Below are 15329 nucleotides of genomic sequence, written 5' to 3' on the forward strand. Positions count from 1 at the left end.
ATCCCATGCCGACCGAACCCGCTACTGCCCTTATCAACAACGACATCGTTGGCCTGGGCCTGATTGCCGCCACCCTGGCCCTGATCTTCTGGGCCGCCAGTGGTCCCACCCCGCTGCTGAAGAAGATCTTCGCCTGGGTGCCGGCCCTGCTGCTGTGTTACTTCGTTCCTGCCATCTACAACACCACCGGCCTGATCGATGGCCACAACACGTCGCTGTACAACCCGGTCGCACGCGATGTGCTGCTGCCGGCGGCGCTGGTGCTGCTGACCCTGTCGATCGACCTCAAGGGCATCGCCAAGCTGGGCCCCAAGCTGCTGCTGGTGTTCTGTGCCGGTACCGCCGGCATCATGCTGGGAGCCATCGTCTCGTTCCAGGTGATGAAGCTGATCCACCCGGAAACCGTGGCCGGTGACACCTGGGCTGGCATGGCGGCGCTGGCCGGCAGCTGGATCGGCGGTGGCGCCAACATGGTCGCCATGCGCGAGATCTTCGGTACCGATGCCACGACCTTCGGGCAGTTCGCCGTGGTCGATGTGGCCTGCGCCAGCCTGTGGATGGCGATCCTGCTGTTCCTGGCCAACCGCGCGCAGCAGATCGACACGCGCAACGGTGCCGACACCCGTGCCATCGACGAGATGAAGGCGCGCATCAGCGCCTATGAAGCGCAGAACGCGCGTATTCCCAGCATGACCGACCTGATGGTGATCGTCGGCGTTGCCCTGGGCGGTGTCGGCCTGGCGCACGCGATCGCCGCGCCGCTGTCGGGCTGGTTCAAGGCCAACGTCAGCTGGGCCAGCCAGTTCAGCCTGGACAGCCAGTTCGTCTGGGTGATCCTGCTGTCCACCGCGATGGGCCTGGGCTTGAGCTTCACCCGTGCACGTCGTCTGGAAGCGGCGGGTGCCTCGCGCCTGGGCACGGTGTTCCTGTACTTCCTGATCGCCTGCATCGGCATGCAGATGAACCTGCTGTCGCTGCTGGATCGGCCGTGGCTGTTCCTGCTCGGCGCGATCTGGATGGCGACCCACGTGCTGGTGCTGTGGGCCGTGGCCAAGCTGGTCCGTGCGCCGCTGTTCTTCTTCGCCATTGGTTCGCAGGGCAACATCGGTGCGGCGGCATCGGCGCCGGTGGTGGCTGCGGCCTTCCATCCGACACTGGCACCGGTCGGCGTGCTGCTCGGCACGGTGGGCTATGCCACCGGCACCGGGCTGGCCTATGTCACCGGCCTGATCCTGAAGTGGATGGCCAACGGCTGAGCGCGGGTCGCGCTCTGCGTCTCCCTGCAACGGGCGCCGGGTTTCATGCCCGGCGCCCGCGTCATGCCTTTCAGCAGCAGCGTCCGCCGTTGCGTCCGCCGTACCGCGCTTCCTGACGTTCGCGGAAGAACGTCTTGTAGTCCATCGGTTCCTGGTCCGGATGCTTCTCCAGCATGTGCCGGACGTAGTTGTCGTAATCAGGGATGCCACAGCACAGGCGTGCCGTCTGCACCAGGCGTCGCCACACGCGGCGGTGCGCCTGGTACTGGCCAACGGGAACCAGTTGCGTGCTCATTACAGATCCACCATTTCATGCGGCTTCAGCGCCACGTACGGGGTCTCGCGGTCGCTGCGCTGCGGATTGCGGCGTGCGGCCAGGATCGTGCGGATCGAATAGGTCAGCACCGCACCCACCACCAGCAGGAACAGCGCGGTCAGGCCGGTGTTGACGTAGGCATTGACCACGATCTGCTGCATCTGCGCCACCGACTTGGCCGGTGCGGTGATGGTGTCGCTGGCGATGGCGGCCTGGAACTTGTGCGCCTGCGCCAGGAAGCCCTGCGCCGGGTTGCTGTCGAAGATCTTGATGAAGCCGGCATAGGTGGTGCAGATCAGCAGCCAGGTGGCTGGTACCGCGGTCACCCACGCGTAGCGGTCACGCTTCATCTTGAACAGCACCACCGTCCCCAGCATCAGCGCGATACCGGCCAGCATCTGGTTGGAGATGCCGAACAGCGGCCACAGGGTCTGGATGCCGCCGAACGGATCGACCACGCCGGTGTAGAGCAAGTAGCCCCACAGCGCCACGCAGCCGGCCGTGCCGATGATGTTGGCCGTCCACGACTCGGTCTTCTTCAGCGCCGGAATGAAGTTGCCCAGCAGATCCTGCAGCATGAAGCGGCCTGCGCGGGTGCCCGCATCCACGGCGGTCAGGATGAACAACGCTTCGAACAGGATGGCGAAGTGGTACCAGAACGCCATCATCGCGTCGCTGCCGCTGGGAATGGCTTCATGCAGGATCATTGCGATGCCCACCGCCAGCGTCGGCGCACCACCGGCGCGGTGCAGGATCGTCGGCTCGCCGATCGCGGCGGCCGTGGCGGTCAGCTGTTCCGGCGTGATGGTGAAGCCCCAGGTGTTGGTGATGTAGTGCGCGGCAGACGCCGCATCGGCACCGATCACTGCCGCCGGGCTGTTCATCGCGAAGTAGATGCCCGGATCGATGATCGACGCAGCCACCAGCGCCATCACCGCCACGAACGATTCCATCAGCATGCCGCCATAGCCGATGTAGCGCATGTGCGATTCATTGGCCAGCAGCTTCGGCGTGGTGCCCGAGGAAATCAGCGCGTGGAAACCGGATACCGCGCCGCAGGCAATGGTGATGAACAGGAACGGGAACATGCCGCCCTTCCACACCGGGCCATCGCCACTGGCGGCGAACTGGGTCAGTGCGGGCATTTTCAGCTCGGGCATCACGATCAGGATGCCGATGGCCAGAGCGACGATGGTGCCGATCTTGAGGAAGGTCGACAGGTAGTCGCGCGGTGCCAGCAACAGCCACACGGGCAGCACCGAAGCGACGAAGCCGTAGCCGATCAGCATCCAGGTGATCTGCGTGCCGGTGAAGGTGAAGGCCGGGCCCCACACCGGATCTGCAGCAACCTTGCCGCCGTACCAGATCGCGGCCAGCAGCAGCACCAGGCCCACCACCGAGATCTCGCCGATCTTGCCTGGCCGGATGTAGCGCATGTAGATGCCCATCAGGATCGCGATGGGCATCGTGGCTATCACCGTGAACATGCCCCAGGGGCTTTCCGCCAGCGCCTTGACCACCACCATCGCCAGCACCGCCAGGATGATGATCATGATCAGGAACGCGCCGAACAGCGCGATGGTGCCGGGCACCTGTCCCATTTCCTCGCGGACCAGATCGCCCAGTGAGCGGCCGTTGCGCCGGCTGGACAGGAACAGGACCATGAAGTCCTGTACCGCACCGGCCAGCACCACGCCCACCACCAGCCACAGCAGTCCGGGCAGGTAGCCCATCTGCGCCGCGAGCACCGGGCCCACCAGTGGACCGGCGCCGGCGATGGCCGCGAAGTGGTGGCCGAACAGCACGTGCTTGTTGGTCGGCACGTAGTCCAGGCCATCGTTGTTGATCACCGCCGGCGTAGCCCGGGTCGGATCCACCTGCATCACCTTGTTGGCGATGAACAGGCTGTAGAAGCGATAGGCGATCAGGTAGATCGAAACAGCGGCGACGACGATCCACAGCGCGTTGATATGTTCGCCGCGGCGCAAGGCCACGGTGCCCAGACAGAACGCGCCGAGCAGGGCGAGTGCCGCCCAACCCAGTTTGGCAAACCCTTTCATGAGGTGCTCTCTCCCGGAAAGACAGTCAAAGAGTCCCGCGTGCCCTTTACAGGGTCAATGCGTGCGGGGCCCATCGGCGGTAGTACTTTGGTCGTACGAAGGTGGTGACCGCGTGTGCGGCATGGGCTGCGGGCAGACATCCGTGTCGCGGAACCGCCGGCATGACGCCCGGCGAACACCAGGGATGGAACAATCGGTTGCGGCGTCATCCATTGGCGGACGGCGCCGCGGCGTCCATCTTCAGTGGCATCCATCCAACAGGAGTCGCCATGAGCCTTCCCGAACCGGTCCGCGTCCTGCGCACCATCCGTGGCATGCCCACGTCCGACGGCGCCGGCGTGCGCCTGACCCGTGTCATCGGCGGCCCGACGCTGCCGGATCTGGATCCGTTCCTGCTGCTGGATGAATTCGGTACGGACCGCGCCGAAGACTACATCGCCGGTTTCCCGGAGCATCCGCACCGCGGTTTCGAGACGGTCACCTACATGCTGGACGGACGCATGCGCCACCGCGACAACCACGGCAACGAGGGCCTGCTGACCCCGGGCAGCGTGCAGTGGATGACTGCAGGCCGGGGCCTGGTGCATTCGGAGATGCCGGAACAGGAAAGCGGGCAGATGCGCGGTTTCCAGCTGTGGGTGAACCTGCCCGCGCGCGAGAAGATGACGGACCCGAAGTACCAGGAGTTCGCGCCGGAACGCATCCCGGTGGTGCAGCCGGAGCCGGGTGTGGAGGTGAAGGTGATCGCCGGTACTGTCGATGGCACCACCGGCCCGATCGTGCAGCCGGCCACCGATCCGTTGTATCTGGACGTCCGCCTCGAGGCCGATCGTGCCTGGACCTACACGCTTCCGGAAGGCCACAACGCGTTTGCCTATGTCTTCGAGGGCGCAATCACGGTCGGCGAGCAGGATGCCGCACGTGATGTGGCGCGCCAGGAACTGGCGGTGCTCGGTGGCGGTGAACAGCTGCACGTTTCGGCTGGCAGCGAAGGGGGGCGGCTGATTCTGGTGGCCGGCCGGCCACTGCGGGAGCCAGTGATGCGGCATGGCCCGTTCGTGATGAACACGCGCCAGGAACTGATGCAGGCCTTCGTCGATTTTCAGGAAGGCAGGTTCTGAGGGCCGACGCCGCCCCCCAGGAGGAAGCCGGTAGCGCCGGGCCATGCCCGGCGGAAGAGGTCGGTAGCGCCGGGCCATGCCCGGCGGCTCTCCGGCACAGCACGCGCAAAGGACGTCCATCAGGCCATGCCCGGCGTTGCCGCCAACGCGTCGGATCCGGCGGGGATGCTGCCAGGCAGTCATCCCCGTCACCGTCAACGTCCGGCGGCCACGGCTGAAGGCGTCAGGCTCATGCCCTGCGCCAGCTGCTGCAGCGACCCCAGTTCCTGCGTGCTGCCCGGGTACAGGGCAATCTGCGCATAGCGGCCCTTGTCCAGCTTGATCACGCTGATGCGTCGTTCGGCGTATCCCGGCGGCTGCTGTCCACCCAGATCGGGCCGGTACCAGTACAGTGACTCGCCGGCGAAACTGCCTTTTTCCTGGCGCAGCGAGCGGCTGAGCGGAATCGCCGGATCGCGTGCGCTCAGCATCAGGCTCAGTACTTCCCGTCCATCCTCGGTGCTGGCGCGGCAGAGCAGGAAGTCCGACTGCACCTGCTGCTGCCATTTCAGGCCGCTGCTCGCCGGCAGCGAAGGACATTCGGCGGGTGCCTGCGCGGCGGCCTGGGCCGCGGCAAACAACAGGCTCGACAGGACAACAGGCGCGAACTTCATGCATCCCCCCAAGGTGGCGTGTCGTGTGACGCCGCCATGCTGCTGGCGGCCGTGGCATCCCATCCCCGGATGCCATCCCCGCCGGGCATGTGCACAGGCGGTCAAACAGACCTTAACGGAACGTGAGTGCCCGCACAAATTGCGGTTACAACCGTAACCATTGCGGCCGATTGTCGGCCGCAATGGTCCGGGCAGCACTCAACGGTCGTTACCGACCCACTTGTAGATGATGCCGCCGATCATGCCGCCCAGCAGGGGGGCGACCCAGAACAGCCAGAGCTGGCCGACCGCGCCGCTGCCGGCGAAGAACGCCACCGCGGTGGACCGAGCCGGGTTCACCGACGTGTTGGTGACCGGGATGCTGATCAGATGGATCAGGGTCAATGCCAGACCGATCGCCAGCGGAGCGAACCCTGCCGGTGCCTTGCCATGGGTGGCGCCCATGATCACGACCAGAAATACCGCAGTCAGCACCACTTCGCACAGGAAGGCGGCCGCCACGCTGTACCCGCCGGGCGACAGCGCACCGTAGCCGTTGCTGGCGAAGGCCCCGGCCTGGCTGCCGTCGATGGCGAAGCCGCTGGCGCCGGAAGCGATCTGCAGCAGGATGAAGCCGGCCAGCAGGCCGCCCGCGACCTGGGCGATGATGTACGGCACCAGGTCGCGGGCCGGGAAGCGGCCGCCGGCCCACAGGCCCACGCTGACTGCCGGATTGAAGTGCGCGCCGGACACGTGACCGAACGCGTAGGCGCCGGTGACCACGGTCAAGCCGAACGCGAGTGCCACGCCCAGGAAGCCGATGCCCAGCGGATTGCCGTCGCCGCCGAACTTGGCAGCCAGTACCGCACTGCCACAGCCACCCAGAACCAGCCAGAAAGTGCCGAGGAACTCGGCGGCCAAGCGTTTACCCATGCTCATGAACTGCACTCCTTTGATGAACTAAAATGTGAAACAGGTCACATTTCAGTGACCGGCGAGTGACGATAGCGTCAAAGGCCGGTGCAGGGATACACCTCAGGGTGTGTGCAGCGCGCGATGCTCAGTACTGCGGCAGCGGGATGAACTCCTTGTCGTCGCCGGGAATGCTGCCGAACCGGCCGGCTTCCCAGTCCTGTTTCGCCTGTTCGATGCGCTCCTTGGAGCTGGAAACGAAGTTCCACCACAGGTGACGCGGGCCATCCAGCGGTTCGCCGCCGAACAGCATGGCCTTGAGCGGGGTCTTCGCGCGCAGCCGGCCGCGCGCGCCGGCCTCGGGAATCACCAGGTGCTGCGCCGGGATGTCCACGCCATCCAGCTGCGCCTGGCCTTCGAGGATGTACAGCGCCCGCTCGCGGTGGCCGTCATCGATGTCGATCTCCGCGTCGGGATCGAGGTCGATGGCTACATTGAGCGTGTCGGCGAAGACCTTCACCGGCGACTCCTCGCCATAGGCGCGGCCTGCGATCACGCGCAGCCAGGCACCGTTGCGGCGCTGCTCCGGGAGGGTCGCGGCGGCGTGGTGATAGAACGCCGGCTCCACTTCCTCGTGCGACTTCGGCAATGCCACCCAGGTCTGCATCCCGTGGATCGGATGGTCGTGACCGCGCTCCGGCGGGGGCGTGCGTTCGGAGTGCGCGATGCCGCGGCCGGCGGTCATCCAGTTGACGTCGCCGGGACGGATCACCTGGTCCGAGCCGAGCGTGTCGCGGTGGCCGATGGCGCCGGACCAGAGGAAGGTGACGGTGGCCAGGCCGATATGCGGATGGGGACGCACGTCGATGCCGGTACCTGCGGTAAGGACGGCCGGGCCCATCTGGTCGACGAATACGAACGAACCGATGCTGCGGGCCTGCAGGGTGGGGACGGCGCGGCGGACTTCCAGGCCGCCGATGTCGTGTACGCGCGGGGCGATGATGGTGGTCATGCGGGCGTCTCGCTGGCAAGGATCAAGAGTGCCAGCATGGCATGCGGCCGTGACGGGCACATGCCCCATGCGGGTAACAGGGTGTTCCAGCCAACGGCGCAGCCCCTCGTGGCTGGGTTGCTGGATGCGGGTCAGGATGCGAGTCAGTGTTTGGGCCGGGCGGGTGGGTTGCGCAGGACACGCCGTAAACCCATCCATGGGGGCTCGATGGCGCCATCCATGGCGCCAACGGTCCCGCGCAACCCACCCGCCCGGCCCCTGACAGTTTCCGTGTGCGTCCAGCCACGGAGAAGAAAAAAGAAAATCAACATCAAACGCCGGTCGCTTCGCTCCTGGTGGCGACCAAGGTCGACACCCACCAGTTCGCAGTGATCCACACCGGAATCGAGATTCACCGACCGTCACCGGGAAACTGTCGGGGGTGGGGCGGTGTCGGGTTGCGGGGTGTCCGCGGCATGGATGCCGCGGCCAAGCCCCCAGGGACGGGTTTACGGCGTCCCCGCAACCCGACACCGCCCCGCCCGACAAACAGAAAAGCCAGAGCCGCTTTGGCTCTGGCTTCTGCTGTGGAACTTGACGTTGCCTCTGCGGGTGCCGGGCCGCAGGCCCGGCCGATCACATCACACCACCGGTTCGCGCAGGGCAGGGTTGTCCCAGCCCGGGCGCGGGGCAAAGCGGTCACCGTGACGCTGCTGCAGCGCCTTCAGGCGCTCGACGATCACATCGGCACCCACCGCGCGGATGTGCTGGATCGGACCCCCGCGGAACGGCGCGAATCCGGTGCCGAAAATCACGCCCGCATCCAGCAGGTCCGCATCGGCCACCACGCCTTCGTGCAGGCAGGCCACGGCTTCGTTGAGCAGCGGCAGGATCAGGCGATCTTCCAGGTCCGCAGGGGCCTGGTAGTCGCTGGCGACATCCGGCTTCTTCGGCTTGCCGTTCTCCCAGGTGTAGATGCCCTGGCCATCCTTCTTGCCGCGCTTGTCGGCTTCCACCGTCTGCAGTGCCGCCGGAATCTGCAGGCCGAGGAACGGCGCCAGCTCGCGGCCCACGCCGGCGGCGACATCCAGGCCGACCGTGTCGATCAACTCGATGGGGCCCATCGGCATGCCGAACTTCACCGCTGCCTTGTCGATCACCGGGCCCGGGATACCTTCGGCATAGGCGGTGGCCGCCTCCAGCATGTACGGGAACAGCACGCGGTTGACCAGGAAGCCCGGGCTGCCCGCCACCGGTACCGGGAACTTGCCCAGCGCCTTGCAGAACGCTGCCAGACGGCGCTCGGTCTCCGGCGCCATGCCGTCGTGATGGATGATTTCCACCAGCGGCATCTGTGCCACCGGATTGAAGTAGTGCAGGCCGGCGAACTGCGCCGGGCGCTGGATGTGGTCGCGCAGTTCCACCAGCGGAATCGACGAGGTATTGGTGGTCAGCAGCGCATCGGCCTTCATGCCCGGCTCCAGCGTCTGGTACAGCGCGCGCTTGGCCTCCGGGTTCTCGATGATCGCCTCGATCACCAGATCGGCGGCGGCCACGCCTTTGCCCTCCAGATCCGCCCGCAGCCGCGCCGCCACCGCCGGACGCTTGCTCTCGTCCTTCACCTTCTTGGCGAACAGTGCCTGCGCGCGTTCCATCGCCGGATCGATGAAGCGCTGCTCGCGATCCTGCAGGGTGACCTCGAAGCCCTTGTAGGCTGCCCACGCGGCGATGTCACCGCCCATCACGCCGGCGCCGACCACGTGCACGTGGCGGATGCCGGAATCGCCGCCGCCCAGACCCTTCAGGCGCTCGGTCAGGAAGAAGATGCGGATCAGATTGCGCGCGGTCGGCGTGCTGGCCAGTTTGACCACCGCGCGGCGTTCGGCATCCAGGCGGGCCTGCACCGGCTTGCCGGCGCTGCGCTGCCAGGTGCTGATCAGTGCATAGGGCGCCGGGTACTGGTCCTTCTTCGCCTTGCGCGCGACCTGCTTGATCATCTGCGGTGCCAGCACCTTGCGCGCCAGCCAGGTGTTGCTGGCCCATGCCAGCGCACGCTGCTTGAACGGCCGCGTGGTACCGGCCAGCGCCAGTGCGACGGCGGTGTCGAGCACCACCGCCGGTGCCACCACCTTGTCGACCAGGCCGATCCCACGCGCGGCCGAGGCCGAGAGGGTGCGGCCGGTCAGCATCATGTCCATCGCCGCCGGCGCGCCGACCAGCTGCGGCAGGCGCGCGCTGCCACCCCAGCCGGGGAAGATACCCAGCTGGGTTTCCGGCAGGCCGATGCGGGTGCTGCTGTCATTGGAGGCCACGCGGTAACGGCAGGCCAGGGCCAGCTCGGTGCCACCACCCAGGCAGTGGCCATGGATGGCTGCAACGGTCGGGCAGGGCAGCTCCGCCAGCTTCTGATAGGTGGACTGGCCGCGCCGGATGGCATCGTTGACGGTGCCGCGCCGGTCGAACTCCTGGAATTCCTTCAGATCGGCGCCGGCGATGAAGCCGGCCTTCTTCAGGGACTGGATCACCACGCCCTTCGGCGGATCCAGCGCGATGCGTTCGAGCAGATCGCCCAGCTCCAGCAGCACGTCCTGCGACATCGCGTTGACACTGCTGTCCTGACGATCCAGGGACAGGACCACCACGCCGTCGTCGCGGATCTCGGGGTGCCAGTGGCTGAAGCGGAGACCATCGAAGCCTGAGAGCATGGACGTTCCATCCGGTTGTGTATGGAGAAGCGGCTATGATCCAGAGGTTGTTTCCCCCGCGTCAAATCCCTATAGCAGGGGAGTGGCGGTTCCGGATCCATGGCCGTGGAACAGAACGCTAACGGAACAGTGGTTAAAAGCTGGTGCGGCGCCGGGTGATCGGCGACTGAACTTTTCCCGGGATTGGCAGTCTCATTGCCCGACGTCGGTTGGGCTGACAGGAGTGCGGCCCCCCATGGCCGAGGTTGAAACACCACAGGAGCTGGATCTGGAACTGGTCCGGCGCGTGCAGCGCGGCGAGAGCGCGGCTTTCGATGTACTGGTGCGCAAGTATCAGCATCGGGTCGTGGCCCTGGTCGGTCGCTACATCGCCGACTGGAGTGAATGTCAGGACGTCGCCCAGGACACTTTCATACGCGCCTACCGCGCGATCGGAAGCTTCCGTGGCGATGCCCAGTTCTCAACCTGGTTGCATCGGATCGCCGTGAACACTGCCAAAAACTACCTGGCTTCACACAATCGACGTCCGCCGACAGATGACATCGACATCGGCGATGCCGAACAGTTCGACAGCGGCACGCGCCTGCGCGACACCGACACGCCCGAACGCGAGTTGATGCGCCAGGAGCTGGAACAGACAGTGATGAAGGCCGTCAACGCGCTGCCGGAAGAACTCCGGTCGGCGATCACCCTGCGCGAGGTGGAAGGCCTGAGCTACGAGGAAATCGCGCAGAAGATGGGGTGCCCGATCGGCACCGTGCGCTCTCGGATCTTCCGGGCGCGCGAGGCGATCGACACCGAACTCCGGCCGCTGCTGGACATCGGCAGCGCCACCCGCGAGAAGAGCCGCGTATGACCAGTCATCCATTCAACGAATCGCAGAATCATCAATCGCCGGCCGGGCTGCGGCTTGACCAGCGCCATCGGGAACAGCTGTCGGCCCTGGTCGATGGCGAGCTGGGGGCCGACGAGGCCCGCTTCCTGCTGCGCCGCATGGAGCATGACCCGGAACTGGCCGGCTGCCAGGAGCGCTGGCAGCTGCTGGGCGACGTGATGCGCGGGCAGGCGTCGGTGCTTGCGCCCGCCGGCTTCAGCGCCGCGGTTGCCTCTGCCATCGCCGCCGAACCCACGCCCCGGTCCGGGCCTCAGGACCGGCAGGTGCGCCGCAGTGGCTGGCGTACCTGGGGGGGCGGTGCCGCATTGGCTGCCTCGGTCGCTGCGGTGGCCCTGTTGATCGGCGGCGAGAAGCTGAAGGAGACCCCTCCCGGAGAGCCGCTGGCACCGCAGGTGGTGGCCAGCCAGGCCGAGCTGCCGCCGGCACCGGTATCGCCCGCGACGGTGACCGAAGCCTCGGTCGATCCGGCGGTGGTGGCGGTGGCCAGTGTTCCGGCGGCCGCATTGGCCGCCAGCCGTCGCCAGGACGCACGCCGCGCCAGCGCCAGTGCCACCCGCGGCCAGCAGGCTGCGCGGGTGGCACAGCGTGACGATGGGGCGCAGCGGGCTGTGGCCGCCGCCCAGGCGCCCTTGGTGCCGACCGTGCCGGCCGGTGCCAGCCGCAACCTGCCGTTCGGCGAGGTGGCCGGCCTGCAGGCCCGGCCGTGGCCGCGCTCCAGCCTGGCTCCGGCCGCGGGGGGCGCGCTCAACGCCAGCTTCCCGGCGCATGCCGACAGCGCCACGTTCTACCCCTTCGAGCCGCGCCTGCAGGACGACCTGCCGCCGCCGCCCCGCCCGCGCGACTGAGCCGGGTGCCGCCACGCCCCGCCGATCGCGGGGCCCTTCTTCTCCCTTCCATCCGATCCGGAGGTTGCCGTCCGATGACTCCCCGATTCCGCACGCAGGCCATCGGCCTGCTGGCCCTGACCCTGCCGCTGGTGGCCTGTGCCCAGGCGCCGTCCCCGGCTGCCCAGACCGCGCCGGCCGCGGCCGCTGCCGCGCCGCGCGCTCCTGCGCAGCCGCTGGTCACCGGCCTGCCCGATTTCACCAACCTCGTCGAGCAGGTCGGCCCGGGCGTGGTCAACGTCGACACCACCATCGTCCGCAGCAACCGCCAGGCGCGTGGGCCGATGGGGGACGACGACATGCCGGAGTTCTTCCGTCGCTTCTTCGGGCCGGACTTCCCGATGCCGGGGCAGGGGCCGGGCGGCCCCGACGGCGGTCCCAGCATCAAGGGCCGCGGCATGGGGTCGGGCTTCATCATTTCGCCCGACGGCTACGTGCTGACCAACTACCACGTGGTAGCCGACGCCAGCGAGGTGAAGGTCAAGCTGGGCGATCGCCGTGAGTTCACCGCCAAGGTGGTGGGTAGCGACCAGCAGTACGACGTCGCCCTGCTGAAGATCGAAGGCAGGAACCTGCCGACCGTCCGTGTCGGCGATTCCAACAGCCTGAAGCCGGGCCAGTGGGTTGTCGCGATCGGCTCGCCGTTCGGCCTCGACCACTCGGTCACCGCCGGCGTGGTCAGCGCCCTCGGCCGCAGCACCGGCGGCCCGGACCAGCGCTACGTGCCGTTCATCCAGACCGACGTGGCGATCAACCAGGGCAACTCCGGCGGTCCGCTGCTGAACACCCGGGGCGAAGTGGTCGGCATCAACTCGCAGATCTTCTCTGCGTCCGGTGGCTACATGGGCATCAGCTTCGCGATTCCGATCGACCTGGCGATGAGCGCGGTTGAACAGATCAAGAAGACCGGCCGGGTCACCCGCGGCCAGCTGGGCGCGGTGGTGCAGGAGATCGACGGCCTGAAGGCGCAGGCCATGGGCCTGCCGGACAGCCGGGGTGCGCTGGTCAACCAGATCGTGCCGGATTCGGCGGCCGCCCGCGCCGGTGTGAAGGTGGGGGATGTGATCCGCACCGTGAACGGCGCACCGGTCAACAGCTGGTCCGATCTGCCGCCGCTGATCGGCGCCATGGCCCCGGGCAGCCGGGTCACCCTGGGCGTGATCCGTGACGGCAAGCCGCGCGACCTGAGCGCCACCCTGACCGCGCTGGCCGAGGATGACCAGGCCAGCGCCCGCAGCCCCGCCACCGCCAGGGCCGATGCCGCTCCGCAGAGTGGTGCCAATGCCCTGCTGGGCCTGGACGTCAGCGATCTGACCGCGCCGCAGCGCAAGCAGCTGGGCCTGGAATCGGGCGAGGGCGTGCGCATCACCGGCGTCAAGGGGCAGGGCGCCCGGGATGCCGGCCTGTCCCCGGGCATGGTGATCCTGCAGGTGGCCAGCACCCAGGTGAGCGGCGTGGAGTCGCTGAACCGCGCGCTGTCCAGCTACAAGAAGGGCGATGTGGTGATGCTGCTGGTCCGCACCGGCAACGGCAACAGCGCCTTCGTGGCGGTCAAGGCCGGCGAGTAAGGACCGGGGCTGCTCCGGCAGCCGCTGCCCCCCCCGAAGCCCCGCTCAGGCGGGGCTTCGGTCGTTCCGGCCCTGGCCCGGCGAGGCGCCTTTCGCGGGCGGGCCCCGGGCGTGCGATAATCCACCGTTACCCTGACGACGCCGCGCGCCGCCGCCACCTATGTCATCTGATTCGATGCGGAACATCCGCAACTTCTCCATCATCGCCCACGTCGACCACGGCAAGTCCACGCTGGCCGACCGCATCATCCAGCTTTGTGGTGGCCTGCAGGCCCGCGAGATGGAAGCGCAGGTACTCGACTCCAACCCGATCGAGCGCGAGCGTGGCATCACCATCAAGGCGCAGTCGGTATCGCTGCCGTACCTGGCCAAGGACGGGCAGACCTATCATCTGAACTTCATCGACACCCCGGGCCACGTCGATTTCTCGTATGAAGTCAGCCGCTCGCTGGCTGCCTGTGAAGGTGCGCTGCTGGTGGTCGATGCTGCCCAGGGCGTGGAAGCGCAGTCGGTGGCGAACTGCTACACCGCGGTGGAGCAGGGTCTGGAAGTGGTGCCGGTGATCAACAAGATCGACCTGCCTACGGCCGACATCGAGCGCGCCAAGGCCGAGATCGAGGCCGTGATCGGCATCGACGCCAGCGACGCCGTGCCGGTCAGCGCCAAGACCGGCCTGAACGTGCAGGACGTGCTGGAGGCCATCGTCCATCGCATTCCGCCGCCGCAGCCACGCGATACCGACAAGCTGCAGGCGCTGATCATCGACTCCTGGTTCGACAACTACCTCGGCGTGGTCTCGCTGGTGCGCGTCATGCAGGGCGAGATCAAGGCCGGCGACAAGCTGCAGGTGATGTCCACCGGCCGCAACCACCAGGTCGACAACGTCGGCGTGTTCACCCCCAAGCGCAAGGTGTTGCCGGCGCTGCGCGCGGGTGAGGTGGGTTGGGTCACGGCCAGCATCAAGGACGTGCATGGTGCGCCGGTGGGCGACACCCTGACCCTGGCCGGTGATCCGGCACCGAAGCCGCTGCCGGGCTTCCAGGAAATGCAGCCGCGCGTGTTCGCCGGCCTGTTCCCGGTCGACGCCGAGGACTATCCGGACCTGCGCGAGGCGCTGGACAAGCTGCGCCTGAACGATGCCGCGCTGCGCTTCGAGCCGGAAAGCTCGGAGGCGATGGGCTTCGGTTTCCGCTGCGGCTTCCTCGGCATGCTGCACATGGAGATCGTGCAGGAACGGCTGGAGCGCGAATACAACCTGGACCTGATCAGCACCGCGCCGACGGTGGTGTACGAGGTCCTGAAGACCGATGGCTCGATCATCAACATGGACAACCCGGCCAAGCTGCCGGCGGTGAACCAGGTCCAGGAGATCCGCGAGCCGATCATCCGTGCCAACGTACTCACCCCCGAGGAGTACATCGGCAACATCATCAAGCTGTGCGAGGAAAAGCGCGGCAGCCAGATCGGCATCAACTACCTGGGCAGCCAGGTGCAGATCAGCTACGAGCTGCCGATGGCCGAAGTGGTGCTGGACTTCTTCGACAAGCTGAAGTCGGTCAGCCGCGGCTACGCGTCGCTGGACTATCACTTCGTGCGCTTCGATGCCGGCCCGTTCGTGCGCGTGGACGTGCTGATCAATGGCGACAAGGTCGATGCGCTGTCGCTGATCGTCCACCGCAGCCATGCCGACCGCCGCGGCCGCGAGCTGTGCGAGAAGATGAAGGACCTGATCCCGCGGCAGATGTTCGACGTGGCGATCCAGGCGGCTGTCGGCTCGCAGATCATCGCCCGTACCACGGTCAAGGCCATGCGCAAGAACGTGCTGGCCAAGTGCTATGGTGGCGACGTTTCGCGCAAGAAGAAGCTTCTGGAAAAGCAGAAGGAAGGCAAGAAGCGCATGAAGCAGGTCGGCCGCGTGGAAATCCCGCAGGAAGCGTTCCTGGCCGTGCTGCAGATGGACAACAAGTAAGCGCGCACCGGCCCTCCGGG

The 15329-nt window shown here is 67.1% G+C and carries 12 protein-coding genes; 6 read left to right on the forward strand and 6 right to left on the reverse strand.

The features are described 5' to 3' along the window. Positions 1-5: 5 nt before the first annotated feature. Positions 6-1256, forward strand: a complete 1251-nt coding sequence (locus AC5P76_RS02095) for a DUF819 family protein (protein ID WP_253118645.1) — start codon at positions 6-8, stop codon at positions 1254-1256. 70 nt (positions 1257-1326) lie between these two features. Here the strand turns inward: AC5P76_RS02095 and AC5P76_RS02100 are convergent, their stop codons facing one another. Together AC5P76_RS02100 and AC5P76_RS02105 are read right to left on the reverse strand one after the other, a co-directional pair. After that, positions 1327-1551: a YbdD/YjiX family protein gene (locus AC5P76_RS02100; protein ID WP_053519004.1), complete on the reverse strand. Its 225-nt coding sequence runs from the start codon at positions 1549-1551 to the stop codon at positions 1327-1329. Beyond that, the gene (locus tag AC5P76_RS02105; RefSeq protein WP_053519002.1) at positions 1551-3632 is read right to left on the reverse strand and encodes a carbon starvation CstA family protein; all 2082 of its coding nucleotides are present in this window, start codon (positions 3630-3632) and stop codon (positions 1551-1553) included. Before AC5P76_RS02105 ends, AC5P76_RS02100 begins: the two co-directional genes overlap by 1 nt. Before the next feature lie 269 nt (positions 3633-3901). Here AC5P76_RS02105 and AC5P76_RS02110 point away from each other — a divergent pair, with 269 nt between their 5' ends. Beyond that, positions 3902-4753: a pirin family protein gene (locus AC5P76_RS02110; protein WP_065174835.1), complete on the forward strand. Its 852-nt coding sequence runs from the start codon at positions 3902-3904 to the stop codon at positions 4751-4753. 194 nt (positions 4754-4947) lie between these two features. Here AC5P76_RS02110 and AC5P76_RS02115 read toward each other — a convergent pair whose 3' ends face one another. From AC5P76_RS02115 to AC5P76_RS02130, 4 genes are all read right to left on the reverse strand, one after another. After that, positions 4948-5406, reverse strand: coding sequence for a hypothetical protein (locus AC5P76_RS02115; protein ID WP_253118646.1), 459 nt, complete (start codon positions 5404-5406; stop codon positions 4948-4950). Between the two features lie 198 nt (positions 5407-5604). Next, positions 5605-6324 (reverse strand): aquaporin Z, encoded by a 720-nt coding sequence (gene aqpZ / locus AC5P76_RS02120; RefSeq protein WP_080375317.1) that lies wholly within the window; start codon positions 6322-6324, stop codon positions 5605-5607. A gap of 121 nt (positions 6325-6445) precedes the next feature. Continuing rightward, positions 6446-7309 (reverse strand): pirin family protein, encoded by an 864-nt coding sequence (locus tag AC5P76_RS02125; RefSeq protein ID WP_053518997.1) that lies wholly within the window; start codon positions 7307-7309, stop codon positions 6446-6448. 620 nt (positions 7310-7929) lie between these two features. Then, positions 7930-9993 (reverse strand): 3-hydroxyacyl-CoA dehydrogenase NAD-binding domain-containing protein, encoded by a 2064-nt coding sequence (locus AC5P76_RS02130; RefSeq protein ID WP_253118647.1) that lies wholly within the window; start codon positions 9991-9993, stop codon positions 7930-7932. Positions 9994-10228: 235 nt separating this feature from the next. Here AC5P76_RS02130 and rpoE point away from each other — a divergent pair, with 235 nt between their 5' ends. From rpoE to lepA, 4 genes are all read left to right on the forward strand, one after another. After that, on the forward strand, positions 10229-10849 hold the full coding sequence (gene rpoE, locus AC5P76_RS02135) for an RNA polymerase sigma factor RpoE (RefSeq protein ID WP_065174837.1): 621 nt from the start codon (positions 10229-10231) through the stop codon (positions 10847-10849). Beyond that, complete coding sequence (locus tag AC5P76_RS02140) at positions 10846-11733, forward strand: sigma-E factor negative regulatory protein (protein ID WP_053520401.1); 888 nt, start codon at positions 10846-10848, stop codon at positions 11731-11733. Before rpoE ends, AC5P76_RS02140 begins: the two co-directional genes overlap by 4 nt. A 74-nt stretch (positions 11734-11807) precedes the next feature. After that, on the forward strand, positions 11808-13340 hold the full coding sequence (locus AC5P76_RS02145) for a DegQ family serine endoprotease (protein ID WP_065181807.1): 1533 nt from the start codon (positions 11808-11810) through the stop codon (positions 13338-13340). Positions 13341-13515: 175 nt separating this feature from the next. Continuing rightward, positions 13516-15309 (forward strand): translation elongation factor 4, encoded by a 1794-nt coding sequence (lepA, locus tag AC5P76_RS02150; RefSeq protein ID WP_065174904.1) that lies wholly within the window; start codon positions 13516-13518, stop codon positions 15307-15309. Positions 15310-15329 lie beyond the last annotated feature (20 nt).

It is taken from the genome of Stenotrophomonas sp. YJH_SMC_36, from assembly GCF_059369935.1.